Source organism: Clostridiisalibacter paucivorans DSM 22131 (genome assembly GCF_000620125.1).
Lineage (GTDB): Bacteria > Bacillota > Clostridia > Tissierellales > Clostridiisalibacteraceae > Clostridiisalibacter > Clostridiisalibacter paucivorans.
Window position 1 is genome coordinate 139,424 of the sequence record NZ_JHVL01000001.1, and the last position, 15,135, is coordinate 154,558.

Genomic DNA, 15,135 nt, shown 5'->3' on the forward strand with positions numbered 1-15,135 from the left:
TCATACCTCCCATATATCTAAAGTGTCCTTTTTTTTCTCTCTGGAATCAATAATTTTTCCAATAACTCCTTATCAATATATTTATCCATAAGCATTTCCATCATTTTATCTGTTATCCTCACTTCCTTATCTACTATATCTATCCATAGGGGGACCCCCCTGCTATTTTTAGGCGTCAACGTATATACTAAATTTGCCAACTTCCGAATATGTCTCTCTTGACTTGTCAATATATCTACTCCAATAACAGAAGGTGCTTTAGATGTCCTCATGAAACAAGAACTTAATCCCTCCTTAGATATGTTTTCATCTTTTATTAAAAGTATTTCTCCATATTCTAATATTCCATACATTAGTTCCCTATCGTAAAGACAGTGTAGTGGTGGAGATACCATCTCCAATTCTCCAAGTTTATTCCCTATAATATTGGTCTTAATATCTTTTGTCACTCCCAAAAGATATATGTTCTTATCCTCACATATTCTTTTTAACCTTTGCCAATTATCAGAACACTCTATCTTATATCTTATCAGAGAACCGTCCATCATAACTACACAGGGGTTAAATTTTTCTATACCTTTTATAGCAGCCTCCACTTCTATTGATGCCAATTTATAATTCTTTACAAAGGTATCCATCTCTTCTCTAGAAGGATTTTCCTTTTTAATCTTTTTCAGTATTTCCCTTTCCCTCTCTCCATATAATGGAGTATAAAAATCTACTTCAAATAGATTGCTCTCTTTTTTTGTGGAATTCTTTGCTAGTCCTTGATATAGTTCTACAAAATGGGGATAAGCTCCTCCTATACGGTTTTTAGAACCATCTACTGCCAATACTCCACCAGATTCATATATTTCAGTTAAATTTCTGTTATCTAATTTTTCTAATGTCTCTATATATCCTATATGAGTAGATATAAAATGTCGCATATTGTCACTATTAACATCCTGTATATCTCTGTATTTTTCGTTAAGCAAATCGTTCAATTCACTAAGTTTTAATTTTAAATTCCTGTTTATATCAAGCATAAAAACACCTCTAAAAAAAATTTTTAAAAAAATGAAAAATTTTGGTTGACTTTTATTGGAATATCTGGTACTATTTTAGTGTAGAAATTTGTCGATTGATGGCTAAATTTGAAGGAGGTTATGAGATGAAATCAACTGGTATAGTTAGAAAAGTAGACGAACTGGGTAGAGTAGTAATACCAATCGAACTTAGAAGAACTCTTGATATTGCTGAAAAAGATGCCCTAGAAATCTATGTAGATGGGGAGCAAATCATATTGAAAAAATATGCTCCAGCTTGTATATTCTGTGGTCAAGCTAAAGACATATCTGTTTTCAAAGGCAAAAACATCTGCCCTCAATGTTTAGAAGAACTAAAAAAATAACATTTAACTCCAATAAAAGCAGCTAATAGCTGCTTTTATTGTTTACTCAACTATTTTATTTAATTCCCTAAGCATTTCATCTACATCTATTCCATGAAACCTCAATGCCGACTCCAATGTTTCAGTATTTGAACCATTACACCCTTTACAACCCATTCCATACTTTTCAAAAACCTTTATAGTTCTTCTATCCTTAAATATAATTTCTGCTATAGTCATATCTTTATTAAACATATATATCTCCCCTTTGTTTAGCTCTTGGTTCTTAATTACTAGGGAACAACACTAAAGAAATAATTAGAATTTCCAATATTACATACCAGTATAAATTTACATCCCTATACTTTCCCTATATACATCTCTTTTAGGTATTCCTCTTTCTTTAGCTACCTTTTTTACTGCTTCCTTTTTGCTAAATCCAGTATCTACATAAAGGCCTATATGGTCTTTTATACTCAGATCATCCCAAAATTTATCCTTTATTATTTCTAAACTATCTGTAGATATTCCTTCTAAAACAATAACAAATTCTCCCCTTATTTTTTCCTCAGAGAATTTTTTCAATGCCTCAGATAAATTTCCTCTAAATATCTCTTGATATCTCTTAGTCAATTCCCGTGCAACACACACTTTTCTGTCATTCAATATCTCATTTAAATCTTTCAAAGATGATTTCAATCTGTGGGGAGATTCATAAAGTATAATAGTCCGCGTTTCATTTTTTAATTCTTGAATCTGTTTTTGTCTCTCTTTTTTATTTGAAGATAGAAACCCTTCAAATACAAATCGTTCTGTAGACAATCCCGAGGATACAAGGGCAGTTATGGAAGCAGTCGCACCTGGTAATACATCTACTATTATCCCCTCATCTATACACAATCTTATTAAATCTTCTCCTGGATCAGATATGCCCGGCATTCCTGCATCGGAGACCAATGCTATATCATTGCCATTTAATAATTTATTTATAAGCAAGGGTCCCTTTTCTTTTATATTGTGTTCATGATAACTGGTAAGAGGTTTTTTTATATCAAAATGATTCAATAATTTTATAGTATGTCTTGTATCCTCTGCAGCGACTATATCGACGCTTTTAAGGGTGTTTAATGCCCTTAGAGTTATATCTTCTAAATTTCCTATTGGAGTGGGACATATATATAATGTACCTACTTCGGCCATTTAGTCACCTACTTTCCATATATTAAATCTTATTATCTAAGCCATATATTTCATGAATTTCTGATGTAAACTCACCATTATCCTTATATACATAAAGGGGAGTATGAAACTTCAACTCTGGTTTAGCAGCCTTTATTGCTTTTATAAGTACCATATTTGGCTTAGATGATACCTTAGGATGTACAAATCTTATCTCCTTGGGCTCTAGTTTATATTGTCTTAATATACAAAATATATCTACTATCCTATGGGGGCGATGAACCAAATAAAATTTTCCATTATGCTTAAGTAATTTACTAGCAGATAAAATTACATCCTCTAGATTACACGCTATTTCATGTCTTGATATGGCCTTTCTATCATAGGGATTTACTATACCATTACCCCTTCCCATATATGGAGGATTAGATACTACTACGTCATATCTATTAACTCCTAAAACATTGAAAATCTCTTTTAAATCTTCATTTAATATTTCTATTTTATGGTCCAAGCCATTAATTTTCATAGTTCTTTGGGCCATTTCAGAAACTTCTTGTTGAATTTCTATACCATATATCTTTTTTATTTGGTTCTTTCCCCATAAAATTAACGGTATAATCCCTGTACCTGTTCCCAAATCCACAACTAAAGAATTCTTTTTTATATCGCAAAAATTTGCCAGCAACACTGCATCCATTCCAAAACAAAACCCATTAGTATCTTGTATAATTTTAAGCCCTTTGAGTTGTAAATCATCTATTCTTTCATTTTCTTTTAATTTTATATCTCTATCCATACAATGGTCATTCCTTTATAAATATTGATGCTACAAAAGCAGTTATAGGTATAGTAAATATGAGTCCTATACTTCCTGCCAACGCCCTTACTACCTCAGATGCTATCATATCTCTATTTATTATCTCTGTAAAATAAAAATCATGGGCCATAAATAAAAGCATCATGTGGAGGGCTCCACCTGTATATGCCAATATTAGAGTATTGGACATGGTACCCATAATATCCTTTCCAATATTCATACCTGACTTTATCAATGACTTCTTATCTATATCAGGATTAGTGATTTTAAGTTCATTCAATGAGGATGCTATAGACATACTTACGTCCATTACAGCCCCCAATGCCCCTAAAATAATCCCTGAAAATAATATACCCTCGAAATTGAAATTTTCAGCTCCAGGTATAAACATCAGCATTTGAGCCTCTTCACTTCCTAACCCTGTTAAATTGGCTACATTACTCATAATCCATGTAATTATCCCTGCAACTAGTACCCCACCAGTGGTACCTATTATGGCTGAAAAGGTCTTTTGATTTATACCACTTATTATCATTAAGGTGATTGTTGTAACTCCTATACATATTAATATGGATATAGCTGTGGCATTATATCCCTTTAGTATCATAGGTAATAATATTTTAAATACAGCTAATATAGTAAGTCCCAATGTTATAATGGACTTAATACCCTTCATACCCCCAACAATTATCAATAGAAGTACAAAAAATATTCCTAAATAAACAAGATATTTATCCCTTGCTATATCACTAATATATCCATTAATTATATTTCCCTCTGTATCCTGCTCAAGATATAATAAAACTTTGTCTCCTTCTTCAACATTTATATTATATGCCAACATATCATCTATCATATTTTCTACATGTAATATTTCTCCTTTATGATCCCCTGTAAGAATCTCAACTTTAACATTTTGAATAATAGTTGTACTATTATCTCCAAAAAAACCTTCTTCTGCAGTCTCTTCCGAAACCATCTCTATAACTTTTCCCCTAACTGGTTTAGGCTTTTCCAAATCCTCTTCTACTAATGTATCTTCAGCAAATACAATACTTGAAACACTAACAAATGTAAGTGTAAATACTATCATCATCATAAATATATTTTTATATATATTTGAGTTCCTCATCTATAAACACATCCTTGCCATTATTTCAGTAAATATACATTACTTATGTTATAAAAAAAGATCCCTCTAGGGACCTTTTTTTATGTATTCCATATAGTTTTTACTCTGGTTGAGGTGCATCTACTGGACAAACATTCGCACACGCCCCACAATCAATGCAAGCACCTGCATCAATTACATATTTATCGTCTCCTGCACTAATAGCATTTACTGGACATTCTGATTCACAAGCCCCACAGCTAATACAAGCTTCTGTGATTTTATAAGCCATTATGTTCACCTCCTTAAGCAAACATTAAGTATAATTCCTTTATATTTTAACATTTATTAGTGGTTAATAAAAGCATTTTTATTAAATTTAATACTATTTATTTAAAATGTCCACCTCTTCAAGCTTAAAAGACTTTATTTCTTCTGTATCATCATTTAACCTTATTTTTAGTTTCAATGTCTCCAACAATGTATTAGTTCCCATTACTATACCTTCTCCATATTCAGTCATCACTTTACTCCCTACTTCAGGCATTTTGCCCAAAGACTCTTCATATGCCTGATGTTCATATTTAAGACAACACATAAGCCTTCCGCATATGCCAGATATCTTTGTTGGATTCAATGAAAGATTTTGCTCCTTAGCCATCTTTATGGAAACTGGGTCAAAATCTCCTAAAAAGCTACTACAACATAGACCTCTTCCACAAGGTCCCAATCCTCCAATCATTTTAGCCTCGTCCCTTACTCCTATCTGTCTTAACTCTATCCTAGTTCTAAATATAGATGCAAGGTCCTTTACTAATTCTCTAAAATCAACTCTGCCATCAGCAGTAAAATAAAATATTACTTTATTATTGTCAAAGGTATATTCCACATCTATAAGCTTCATCTCCAGTTTATGTTGTTCAATCTTCTTTAAGCATATATCAAAGGCCTCTACCTCTTTGGTCTTGTTTTCCTTATTCTTTTGCACATCTTCTTCAGTAGCTACTCTCAATACATCTTTAAGAGGGGCTACAATCTCTTCTTCTTTTATATTTTTAGGCCCTACTACTACTTGACCATATTCTATTCCTCTAGCAGTTTCTACTATAACATCATCATTAGGATTTATATCAATACCCGCAGGACTGAAATAATATATCTTACCCGCCTTTTTAAACCTTACTCCTACTACTTCTACCATATATTTTTTACCTCCTGTATTTTCAAAAGCATAGTTTCAATTGCCAACTGAAAACTTATATTTGATTTTATGTCTTCCTTTGTAGCTGTTATTGTATCTATTATATCATATATGCTTTCCACAGATATAGTATTTCCATAGTAGTTAAGCTTATCCAATTTATCTCTATTTATTATTAATTCTTGATGACCATCTGACTTAATTAAAAGTAAATCTCTAAACCATAGAAGTAATATATCTAAAATCTCCCCTATTTCCTCTTTTTTATCTTGGAAAAAATCACTCCGAGTAAATACCTTTATCTTATCTCCATCCATAATCTCCATAATTATACTTAGCGTATCTTCCCTGAGGGTTTTAAAATATTCCGATTGTACCAATTTTATAGCTCTTCCCACTAACCCATGGGAAAATGCAGTTAATATTAATGCATTTTCTTTAGAAATATCATAATTCTTGACAAGCATATCTATAATCATATCATTATTTACAGGGCTGAATCTTATAAGCTGTGACCTAGATAATATAGTAGGCAACATATCTCCACTATTTTTACAAATTATAATTATTATTACGTAGTTGGGAGGTTCTTCTAATGTCTTTAAAAACTTATTTTGTGCAGTTAATGTCATCTTATCTCCATCTTCTAATATAAATATCTTTCTCTTACCTTCATAGGGTTTTGTCATTATCTCTTTTTGTAATAGCTCTATTTTATCTTTTTTAAAAGAATTCCCCTCTGGATTTATAATATAAAAGTCAGGATGATTTTCTGTATCAAATTTTAAGCAGGAAGGGCATCTATTACAAGGTGCCTCTCCTGCTTTCTCACATAGAAGGGTCTTTCCTAAAACCTTTGCCATCATCTTTTTTCCTGAACCCCTTGGTCCTTCAAATATATAACTGTGGGATATATTTCCAGTTTTTATGGCGCTTTTAAAACTTTTTTTGATCATATCATGACCAAGTATATCTTCAAAATCCATATTTATCCTCCCTATTGTGAGTCTCTATTGAGTACTAAATCACATATATATATCCAATATAAGTCCTCTAATATCATCTAATCTCTTCAATATCTTTATATTATCCTTCTCTTTTTGTAATACGTCTTTCGTTAATTCTTCTAACTCTGTATTCACTTTTTTTATTATGCCATATACCCTATGTCTGCCCCTTCGGTCCAGGAAATTATTCTTGCTGAACTTCACCATATTATCTACTGATTCCTTCATAAATTCCGATATAAGTTTTTTATATACTACTACTTCTTTTATATCCACATTCTTAGATATCCTAGCAGCTTGTTTATCTATTCTATCTAATAATGTATTCAATCTTTCTTTGGCACTCATTCCTTTCATAGAGTCTAATTTATCCATGAAAGTTTTGTTATTAACTCTTGTATTGATTGCCTTTTCAGTGGACTTTACATCTATACCCTTAGATGTATTATTTAAAATATCATTTATTTTCATAATATCTCCCTCTTATACCTTTTGAAATTGATCTACATCCAATACAAATATAGTAGCGCCTCCGACTTGCACTTCAACGGGATATGGCATATATACCCCTGATGACCATGTAGTAGGCGCTGGAGATGTAGTTAATTGAGTTCTCGTTTGACATAAATCGCTTATGATTTCAATCACATAATCTACCTTTGCCTTCTCTACCCCTATAAGAAGAGTAGTATTTCCTGCCCTTAGGAATCCCCCTGTTGATGCCAATTTTGTTACACCAAATCCTTCTTTCATAAGTCTATCTACTAATTTTGGGGCATCTTCATCTTGAACAATCGAAATAACAAGTTTCATACTAACCCTCTCCTTTCCTTTATATAGAATATAGAGCTTAAGAACGTGTTAAAATGCTATCTATAACACCTTTAATTTCGTTAAATATAGTATTTATACTATTGGTTGCATCTATGGATATTATCTCATTTGGATACATCTCTTTAAGTTTTAAATACCCATTATAAACTTTCTTATGAAATAAAATATCTTCTCTTTCTAATCTATCACCTTTATTATTTCTTCTTTTTCTCTTTAATGCTATCTCTGGTGATATATCAAAAAATAATGTCACATCAGGTTTAATGCCTTGGATGGCAAATTGATTTATATTATTTACCTCCTCTATACCAATGCCTCTAGCTATACCTTGATAAACAAGACTAGAGTGAACAAACCTATCACATATAACTATTGTCCCCTTTTCTAAGGCAGGTTTGATTTTTTCTGATACATGTTGTGCCCTAGATGCCGCATACAATAGAGCCTCCGTTTCATATGACATCTTTGTATTTCTTTTATCAAGAATGATTTTTCTTATATATTCACCTATATTAGTTCCTCCTGGTTCTCTAGTAAACAATACATTATATCCCTTTTCATTAAGATAATGCGATAATTTCTTTATCTGAGTGCTTTTCCCCGAACCATCTGGACCTTCTATAGTAATAAATATGCCTCTCAAATTATTTCATCCCCTTTTACATATTATATTATAATGGCTATTTCATTTTTGTCTTCTAATCCCATAATTTCAATACCAGCATGAATTAATTCTGTTATATATTCTACTATCTCATAGGTTATTCTTTCGCCAGGGAGTAAAATTGGAACACCTGGAGGATATGGAATTATATAATCACCTGATATACAGCCTATGGATTGATTCAAGACAGTAAATTTTTTTTGTTTCTCCACAGCTTCATATATACTCATATCGCTTATATTTCTATTAAATATATTGACCTTTAGGTTATCAGTTTTCTTAGAATCTTTATCTCTAGATTGAAATATATCCTTTAATGCATTCTTCAAGATATCTAAATCCAAAACATCATCCATAACACTTAATATCGAAAGTATATAATATTTATCGGCCATTTCTATTTGTATGTTATAGTTTTCTCTAAGAATTCTCTCTAACTCTCTTCCCTGTAACCCTTTATCTATTCCACTTACCAATAATTTTGTAATATCAAAGTCAACCGCATATCTCTTATCTATATCTTCTGTATCAAAGAGCTTTATTCCTTCAATAAATTTTAATTTTGACTTCATTACATATATATTATCGATTATCTTATCTAATCTTTTATATCCTTCATCTTCCATATAACTCCTAGCAAAATCTAATGAAGCCATTAGCATATATGATGGACTTGTGGTTTGAAATAAATCCATCTTAGTTTTAAGATTCCATCTATCTATATTATCCGTTCCCAAATGTACCATAGAACTTTGAGTAAATGCAGGTAATGTCTTATGGGTACTTTGGATTACTATATCTGCTCCCGCACTTAGAGATGACATAGGTAGTTTTCTGCTAAATGTCAAATGACTTCCATGGGCTTCATCTACTATAATTATTCTATTATGCCTATGTACTATATCAACTATCTTTTTTATATCTATACATATCCCATAATATGATGGATATGTTATAACTACTGCCTTTATTTCTTTGTCCTTATTGAGAATTTTATCTATATCTTCAGGATCTATTCCCATAACCATATGTTTATTATTATCATATTTTGGAAAAATATATTCTAAATTCAATCTTCCCAGTATAGCAGCATTATATACAGATCTATGACAATCTCTTTGCACAAGTATCTTGTCTCCACTATTTGTTACCGATGTTATAGCCCCATATATGCCACCGGTAGTGCCATTTACAGAAAAGAATGTTTCCTTGGCACCAAAGGCCTTAGCTGCCATAGCTTGGGCATCTTTTATGATATCCTTGGGATTATGTAAGTTATCTGTTCCTTCCACCTCAGTTACATCGATATAGGGCAATATCTTATCCCAATTAATCCCAATATTCTTCCCTTTATGTCCGGGCATATGAAACCTAGCCTGTATTTCTTTATTATATTTCAATAGCCCCTCAACCAATGGCATACTCATATATCATATACTCCTTCCTTTGACTATAATTATAGAACAATTATATCATAGATAACAAAAAAGTTAGTAGCTAACTATCAGCAATTAATAGTTCGATGTAAACTCTAGAATCCTCACCATCAACTACTAACTACTAGCTACTAACTACTAACTTTATTATACTTTATCATTCAACTAGTTATTTCTTCTAACGCCAGTTTCAATGTATTTAAACTACTATTGTGAACCCTCATCTTGGGTATCTTTTTCTTCTTAGATACTTTAAGGGCTATGTCAGTCAATCTATGGGATACAACATCAGTAAATATCAATATATAATCAGGATCTCCTATCTTTCTATGGAGATTTTTTTCAAGCTTAGTAAATACCTTTGTTCTACATCCATAGTCTTTTCCAGTATTTTTATATATCTTTTCCATTCTCTCATGTCCCCCGACTAAAACAACACTCATGATATCCTCCTTTCATATATTTTAATATGCTACTTTTTTCCACTTATCCCAATTAGATAATGTCTTTTCTACTAAATAAGGATCGAACTGAGTACCTGCATTTATCTCTATTTCCCTTTTACATTGTTCCCATGGTATAGGCATCCTATATGGCCTTTGGGATCTCATTGCATCTATGGTATCAAAGATTGCTATTATCCTGCTTCCAAAGGGTATATCTTCCCCACTTATTCCATGGGGATACCCCTTTCCATCCCATCTCTCATGATGGTGTAATACTATATTAGATATGTCCTTTAGAACCCACGATTTAGATAAGATATCGCTGCTAATCTTTGGATGTTTTTTTATCCACTCCCATTCAATAGCATTTAATTTGCCTTTTTTTCTGAGTATATAATCAGGAATTCCTATTTTACCTATATCATGTAAATGGGCTGCAATATGAATTTTTTCTAACTCTTTTCCAGTTAATCCTATGCTTTTTTCAAACTCATATACCATATCTGCTACTCTTACAGAATGTCCCTTTGTATATATATCTTTAGCCTCCAATGCCTCGGTTAAACATTCTATAATATCGTGATACATCATTATATTGATTTTATTTCTTGTCATTTCTTTAGTTATTTCTACCATGGGATACCTCCATGTCAGTCAATATATACTCTAAATGCCAATGCCTAATAGCGTTCCCACTTGTACTATCAAAAATGCCACTGTCCACGCTACAACAAATTGGTATGCCACTGAAAAAATAGTCCATTTCCAAGAGTTTGTTTCTCTCTTAACTACACCTATTACCGCCACACAAGGAGTATAAAGTAGTACAAACACCATAAATGCATATGCAGTAAGCTGACTAAAAGATGCTGCCAATGTAGGTGCAAAACCACCAATATCTCCCTCTAAAGCTGCTTCAGCTACAACATCCCCTAATCCATAAACTATGGCCATATTACTTATAACTACCTCTTTAGCCAAAAGACCACTCAATAATGACAACGATGCTTGCCAATCTCCAAATCCTAATGGGGCAAATATAGGAGATATAACTTTACCTATGCTAGCACCAATACTGTTGGATATCTCTGCTGGACCTGAAAAATTGAATCCAAGTATAAACCATAACACTACACATGCCACAAATATAACTGTACCTGCTTTAAGTATATATGCTTTAAATCTGTCCCATACATGTAATGCTACTCCCTTTATAGTGGGTATTCTATATGCTGGCAGTTCCATAACAAAAGGTACTGAGTCACCCTTAAATAATGTATTCTTAAATATAAGTCCCATAATTATAGCCACAAATATACCTAATAAATATAATGAAAATACCACTGTTCCCTCATTGCCTTTAAAAAATGCTGCCGCGAATAGTACATATACAGGTAGCCTTGCACTACAAGACATAAATGGAGTTAAAAGTATAGCCGCCAACCTGTCTTTTTCATTCTCTAAAGTCCTAGTTCCCATTATAGCTGGCACTGTACATCCAAATCCTATAAGCATAGGAATAAATGCCTTACCATTAAGTCCTATCTTTCTCATAGCTCTATCCATAATAAATGCCACTCTGGCCATATATCCACTGTCTTCAAGGATAGATATAAAGAAAAATAATATTAATATATTTGGTAGAAAAGTGAGTACTGCTCCTACCCCTCCTATTATACCGTCAACAATCAGAGATTGAAGCCATTCTGGAGTTGCTAATGCTTGAAGTGCTGTAGAGGCCCATCCCGATACTGTTTCTCCAAAAAATACATCTATTTTATCTAAATAAATATTTCCTATATTAAATGTTGCATAAAAAACAATATACATTAAAAGTGCAAATATGGGTAATCCTAAAAACCTATTTGTAAGTACCTTATCTACTTTATCCGAAGGAGTAAGGCTTTCAACTTTTGGTCTCTTTATAGATTTACTTATCACATCAGATATGAATTCATATTTAGCTTCTGTAGCCGTCATCTCTAATTCTTCTTTATCTTCTATAGAAAATTCACTTTCATCTATATCTACTGCATCCATAACTGCTTTATCACCCTCAAGAACTTTGAGAGCCAGCCACCTGGAATTATACTTTCTAGCATTAGGTAATGTCTCTACCTTCTTTTCAATCTCTGAGATGTTTTTTTCTATATCTTTGCCATAATCTATCTTTGTTGGTTTATACTCCATAGTTCCTTCAGCCAGTGCAATAGATATTTCCATCAATTCATTTTTACCCTCAGACTTGCTTGCTATCATAGGTACAACAGGAACTCCCAATAAATTAGAAAGTTTCTTTATGTTTATTTCATGTTTTCTTTTTTTCACTATATCCATCATATTAAGTGCAACTACAACTGGTTTGCCCAATTCTATCAATTGAAGAGTCAGATATAGATTCCTCTCTATATTTGATGCATCAACAATATTTATAACTACATCTGGTCCTTCCTCCACTATGTAATTTCTCGCTATAATCTCTTCCATAGAATATGGTGATAAACTATACGTACCTGGCAAATCGATTACTTTTATTTTATTATCTTTAAACTTTGCCTCTCCTTCTTTCTTTTCAACTGTTACTCCCGGCCAGTTTCCCACATATTGTCTTGCTCCTGTTAATGCATTAAACAATGTAGTCTTGCCACTATTGGGATTCCCCGCCAATGCAAAACTAGCAGCTCCCTTTGATATAGCACATTGTTCTGCCATAATATCCTCCTCCTTTTCGATACTGATATTCATTATCATTTGATGTTCAAAAAAAATTAATCTACCAAAATATTTTGAGCATCATTCTTCCTAATACTTAGATTATATCCCTTGACTTTAATCTCTATTGGATCGCCTAAAGGTGCCACTTTCTCCACGTATATATCAGCGCCCATAGTCATGCCCATATCCATAAGTCTTTTTTTCAAAGGTCCCTTTACTTTCATAGAGACTATAGAAGCCTTCTCTCCAGGTTTTAATTCTTTCAATGTCCTAACCATGTTAAACACCCCCATCAAATATCGTTATATTGATAACAATTCTCATTCTCAAATTTATGTTACCACTATTTTATATGCATGTCAAGTATTTATTAGTACATAGTTAGTGGTTATTAATTAGTGACATAAATCCTATATCCTTCAACCACTAACTACTAACCACTAACTATATTCTATATTTCTCTCTCTCAACCTCGTATAAATTTCTCCCTTTACAATCTATAGTAACTATGGCTGGAAAATTTTCTACATACAATTTTCTTATAGCCTCTGATTGTAAATCTTCATATGCTATTACCTTTGAACTCTTTATGGTACTGGAAATAAGAGCACCTGCTCCACCTATAGCTGTAAAGTATACAGCATTATATGCTTTCATCCCTTCTTTAACTATTGGACTCCGCTCTCCTTTACCTATCATTCCTGAAAGTCCCAATTTCAATAGGGGCACAGTATAATCATCCATTCTATAACTCGTTGTAGGCCCTGCTGAACCTATAATCTGACCTGGTTTTGGTGGACATGGTCCCACATAATAAATTATTGCATTTTCTATATCAAAGGGTAATTCCTGACCATTTTTCATACCCTCTATCATTCTTTTATGAGCAGCATCTCTAGCAGTATATATTTCACCAGTTATATATACCCTATCTCCTGCAACTAGTTTCTTCACAATTTCCTTTTTCAATGGTGTGTTTATATGGATCTCTTTCACAATATCACTCCCTTTTAAAATAAATATTAACAGATTATTATATTTCTATAGATTCATGCCTAGATACATGGCAATTTAAGTTCACAGCAATGGGCAATCCCGCTATATGAGTAGGATATGTTTCTATATTTACTGCCAATGCAGTAGTTCTACCACCTAAACCTTGAGGCCCTATCCCTAAGCTGTTTATCTTAGATAATAAATCCACTTCTAATTCTTTTATATGGGGCTTAGTATTATATTTGCCTACTTCTCTAAATAGTGACTTTTTAGCTAGTATACATGCCTTTTCCATAGTCCCTCCTATACCCACTCCTACTATTAATGGAGGACATGGATTCGGTCCTGCTTTTTCAACAGTTTCTACTACAAAATTCTTTATACCTTCTATCCCGTCCGAGGGTTTCAGCATAGACAATCTTCCCATATTTTCACTACCAAATCCCTTGGGAGCAAAATCTATCTTTAACTTATCTCCTCCTGTAATATCATAATGTATTATAGCAGGAGTATTGTCTTTGGTATTATCTCTTATAATAGGATCTTTAACTACAGACTTCCGTAAATAACCTGATTTATATCCTCTTCTAACACCTTCATTTATCGCATCTTTTATTGTTCCTCCCTTTATAAAGACTTCCTGTCCCATTTCAACAAAGAATACTGCCATTCCAGTATCTTGACATAAAGGCATGGTATTTTCATAGGCTATCTTTGAGTTTTCTATTATTTTATCTAATATGTCTTGACCTATAGGTGATTCTTCATTGCCTCTCATTTCTTTTATCTTTAATAGTAATTTGTCATCTAATTGACAATTGGCCTTTATACACATTTTTTCTATCGCTATAACTATATCTTCCCAATTAACTACTCTCATAATATCATCCTCTCTTTTCTTATTTCTATAATACATTATAAAACAAAATAGTCATTACCCCCAATAAATAAGATAATGACTATTTTATGACTCCAAAATTTCTATCTCTATTTCTTCTTATATTCTCATTAGACCTCTTTATATTGTTTACAGATCTATTTTTAGCATTATTATAACATTTTATAACATCTTTAAATATATATATTTGAAAAATAGTGAAGGGAATCAAAAATATACATACTATAATCCAATCCATAACACCCTCTCCCCATACTTTTATAAATATTATATAACATTATGTCGACTTTTGTAATAGTCTTTGAGTAATAAGTTTCATTTGAAATATTTTAATTTCATCCATTATTCCCTGAATATTACTGTTTTTCTGTGCTAATCCTATTTTGTAGTGGTTTTTCCAATATGTAAAATTTGAATTTTTCTGAAATGTTTGTTTTAATATATATATTAGAGGAA

20 protein-coding genes are annotated in these 15,135 nt (G+C 32.2%); 1 reads left to right on the forward strand and 19 read right to left on the reverse strand.

Going from position 1 to position 15,135, the window contains the following annotated elements:
* Window positions 1-17 precede the first annotated feature (17 nt).
* Window positions 18-1,028: a DNA double-strand break repair nuclease NurA gene (locus Q326_RS0100600; protein WP_026893605.1), complete on the reverse strand. Its 1,011-nt coding sequence runs from the start codon at window positions 1,026-1,028 to the stop codon at window positions 18-20.
* Between the two features lie 125 nt (window positions 1,029-1,153).
* Here Q326_RS0100600 and Q326_RS0100605 point away from each other — a divergent pair, with 125 nt between their 5' ends.
* Window positions 1,154-1,393 carry an AbrB/MazE/SpoVT family DNA-binding domain-containing protein gene (locus Q326_RS0100605; RefSeq protein WP_026893606.1) on the forward strand — a complete coding sequence of 80 codons (240 nt, stop codon included), beginning with the start codon at window positions 1,154-1,156 and terminating at the stop codon, window positions 1,391-1,393.
* Between the two features lie 42 nt (window positions 1,394-1,435).
* Here Q326_RS0100605 and Q326_RS0100610 read toward each other — a convergent pair whose 3' ends face one another.
* The 18 genes from Q326_RS0100610 to Q326_RS18390 form a co-directional block, all read right to left on the reverse strand.
* Window positions 1,436-1,627, reverse strand: coding sequence for a DUF1858 domain-containing protein (locus tag Q326_RS0100610; protein ID WP_026893607.1), 192 nt, complete (start codon window positions 1,625-1,627; stop codon window positions 1,436-1,438).
* 96 nt (window positions 1,628-1,723) lie between these two features.
* Entirely contained in the window at window positions 1,724-2,572 is an 849-nt protein-coding gene (gene rsmI / locus Q326_RS0100615; protein WP_026893608.1) for a 16S rRNA (cytidine(1402)-2'-O)-methyltransferase, read from the reverse strand.
* A gap of 22 nt (window positions 2,573-2,594) precedes the next feature.
* A complete protein-coding gene (locus tag Q326_RS0100620) occupies window positions 2,595-3,350 on the reverse strand; it encodes a tRNA1(Val) (adenine(37)-N6)-methyltransferase (RefSeq protein WP_034600669.1) in 756 nt (251 codons plus the stop codon).
* Between the two features lie 7 nt (window positions 3,351-3,357).
* Window positions 3,358-4,503 (reverse strand): YibE/F family protein, encoded by a 1,146-nt coding sequence (locus Q326_RS0100625; RefSeq protein ID WP_245592037.1) that lies wholly within the window; start codon window positions 4,501-4,503, stop codon window positions 3,358-3,360.
* Between the two features lie 100 nt (window positions 4,504-4,603).
* Window positions 4,604-4,774, reverse strand: coding sequence for a 4Fe-4S ferredoxin (locus Q326_RS0100630; protein ID WP_026893611.1), 171 nt, complete (start codon window positions 4,772-4,774; stop codon window positions 4,604-4,606).
* Window positions 4,775-4,867: 93 nt separating this feature from the next.
* On the reverse strand, window positions 4,868-5,683 hold the full coding sequence (locus tag Q326_RS16365) for a PSP1 domain-containing protein (RefSeq protein ID WP_034600671.1): 816 nt from the start codon (window positions 5,681-5,683) through the stop codon (window positions 4,868-4,870).
* Window positions 5,677-6,669 (reverse strand): DNA polymerase III subunit delta', encoded by a 993-nt coding sequence (gene holB, locus Q326_RS0100640; protein ID WP_026893612.1) that lies wholly within the window; start codon window positions 6,667-6,669, stop codon window positions 5,677-5,679. The genes Q326_RS16365 and holB overlap by 7 nt, the downstream gene beginning before the upstream one ends.
* A gap of 39 nt (window positions 6,670-6,708) precedes the next feature.
* Window positions 6,709-7,161: a YaaR family protein gene (locus Q326_RS0100645; protein ID WP_026893613.1), complete on the reverse strand. Its 453-nt coding sequence runs from the start codon at window positions 7,159-7,161 to the stop codon at window positions 6,709-6,711.
* 12 nt (window positions 7,162-7,173) lie between these two features.
* On the reverse strand, window positions 7,174-7,503 hold the full coding sequence (locus Q326_RS0100650; protein ID WP_026893614.1) for a cyclic di-AMP receptor DarA: 330 nt from the start codon (window positions 7,501-7,503) through the stop codon (window positions 7,174-7,176).
* A gap of 37 nt (window positions 7,504-7,540) precedes the next feature.
* Window positions 7,541-8,167, reverse strand: a complete 627-nt coding sequence (gene tmk, locus Q326_RS0100655) for a dTMP kinase (RefSeq protein ID WP_026893615.1) — start codon at window positions 8,165-8,167, stop codon at window positions 7,541-7,543.
* A 23-nt stretch (window positions 8,168-8,190) separates the two neighbouring features.
* Entirely contained in the window at window positions 8,191-9,615 is a 1,425-nt protein-coding gene (locus tag Q326_RS0100660) for an aminotransferase class I/II-fold pyridoxal phosphate-dependent enzyme (protein ID WP_026893616.1), read from the reverse strand.
* A gap of 170 nt (window positions 9,616-9,785) precedes the next feature.
* Window positions 9,786-10,067 (reverse strand): DUF2325 domain-containing protein, encoded by a 282-nt coding sequence (locus tag Q326_RS0100665; RefSeq protein WP_026893617.1) that lies wholly within the window; start codon window positions 10,065-10,067, stop codon window positions 9,786-9,788.
* Between the two features lie 21 nt (window positions 10,068-10,088).
* On the reverse strand, window positions 10,089-10,706 hold the full coding sequence (locus tag Q326_RS0100670) for an HD-GYP domain-containing protein (RefSeq protein ID WP_084489484.1): 618 nt from the start codon (window positions 10,704-10,706) through the stop codon (window positions 10,089-10,091).
* 30 nt (window positions 10,707-10,736) lie between these two features.
* Window positions 10,737-12,782, reverse strand: a complete 2,046-nt coding sequence (feoB, locus tag Q326_RS0100675) for a ferrous iron transport protein B (RefSeq protein ID WP_034600673.1) — start codon at window positions 12,780-12,782, stop codon at window positions 10,737-10,739.
* Between the two features lie 56 nt (window positions 12,783-12,838).
* Entirely contained in the window at window positions 12,839-13,063 is a 225-nt protein-coding gene (locus tag Q326_RS0100680; RefSeq protein WP_026893620.1) for a FeoA family protein, read from the reverse strand.
* A gap of 166 nt (window positions 13,064-13,229) precedes the next feature.
* The gene (locus Q326_RS0100685) at window positions 13,230-13,781 is read right to left on the reverse strand and encodes a Fe-S-containing hydro-lyase (protein ID WP_205687624.1); all 552 of its coding nucleotides are present in this window, start codon (window positions 13,779-13,781) and stop codon (window positions 13,230-13,232) included.
* Between the two features lie 37 nt (window positions 13,782-13,818).
* A complete protein-coding gene (locus tag Q326_RS0100690; RefSeq protein WP_026893622.1) occupies window positions 13,819-14,661 on the reverse strand; it encodes a fumarate hydratase in 843 nt (280 codons plus the stop codon).
* Between the two features lie 79 nt (window positions 14,662-14,740).
* A complete protein-coding gene (locus Q326_RS18390) occupies window positions 14,741-14,917 on the reverse strand; it encodes a hypothetical protein (RefSeq protein WP_156936213.1) in 177 nt (58 codons plus the stop codon).
* Window positions 14,918-15,135 lie beyond the last annotated feature (218 nt).

Excerpts from the sequence above, each read along its gene's own strand:
- Q326_RS0100670 (WP_084489484.1), bottom strand. The coding sequence starts at position 10,706 with ATGGTAGAAATAACTAAAGAAATGACAAGAAATAAAATCAATATAATG.
- Q326_RS0100600 (WP_026893605.1), bottom strand. The coding sequence starts at position 1,028 with ATGCTTGATATAAACAGGAATTTAAAATTAAAACTTAGTGAATTGAAC.
- Q326_RS0100630 (WP_026893611.1), bottom strand. The coding sequence starts at position 4,774 with ATGGCTTATAAAATCACAGAAGCTTGTATTAGCTGTGGGGCTTGTGAA.
- Q326_RS0100620 (WP_034600669.1), bottom strand. The coding sequence starts at position 3,350 with ATGGATAGAGATATAAAATTAAAAGAAAATGAAAGAATAGATGATTTA.
- Q326_RS16365 (WP_034600671.1), bottom strand. The coding sequence starts at position 5,683 with ATGGTAGAAGTAGTAGGAGTAAGGTTTAAAAAGGCGGGTAAGATATAT.
- Q326_RS0100605 (WP_026893606.1), top strand. The coding sequence starts at position 1,154 with ATGAAATCAACTGGTATAGTTAGAAAAGTAGACGAACTGGGTAGAGTA.
- feoB (WP_034600673.1), bottom strand. The coding sequence starts at position 12,782 with ATGGCAGAACAATGTGCTATATCAAAGGGAGCTGCTAGTTTTGCATTG.
- Q326_RS0100690 (WP_026893622.1), bottom strand. The coding sequence starts at position 14,661 with ATGAGAGTAGTTAATTGGGAAGATATAGTTATAGCGATAGAAAAAATG.
- Q326_RS0100645 (WP_026893613.1), bottom strand. The coding sequence starts at position 7,161 with ATGAAAATAAATGATATTTTAAATAATACATCTAAGGGTATAGATGTA.
- Q326_RS0100625 (WP_245592037.1), bottom strand. The coding sequence starts at position 4,503 with ATGAGGAACTCAAATATATATAAAAATATATTTATGATGATGATAGTA.
- Q326_RS0100650 (WP_026893614.1), bottom strand. The coding sequence starts at position 7,503 with ATGAAACTTGTTATTTCGATTGTTCAAGATGAAGATGCCCCAAAATTA.
- holB (WP_026893612.1), bottom strand. The coding sequence starts at position 6,669 with ATGGATTTTGAAGATATACTTGGTCATGATATGATCAAAAAAAGTTTT.
- rsmI (WP_026893608.1), bottom strand. The coding sequence starts at position 2,572 with ATGGCCGAAGTAGGTACATTATATATATGTCCCACTCCAATAGGAAAT.
- Q326_RS0100660 (WP_026893616.1), bottom strand. The coding sequence starts at position 9,615 with ATGAGTATGCCATTGGTTGAGGGGCTATTGAAATATAATAAAGAAATA.
- Q326_RS18390 (WP_156936213.1), bottom strand. The coding sequence starts at position 14,917 with ATGGATTGGATTATAGTATGTATATTTTTGATTCCCTTCACTATTTTT.
- Q326_RS0100610 (WP_026893607.1), bottom strand. The coding sequence starts at position 1,627 with ATGTTTAATAAAGATATGACTATAGCAGAAATTATATTTAAGGATAGA.
- Q326_RS0100680 (WP_026893620.1), bottom strand. The coding sequence starts at position 13,063 with ATGGTTAGGACATTGAAAGAATTAAAACCTGGAGAGAAGGCTTCTATA.
- Q326_RS0100665 (WP_026893617.1), bottom strand. The coding sequence starts at position 10,067 with ATGAGTGTTGTTTTAGTCGGGGGACATGAGAGAATGGAAAAGATATAT.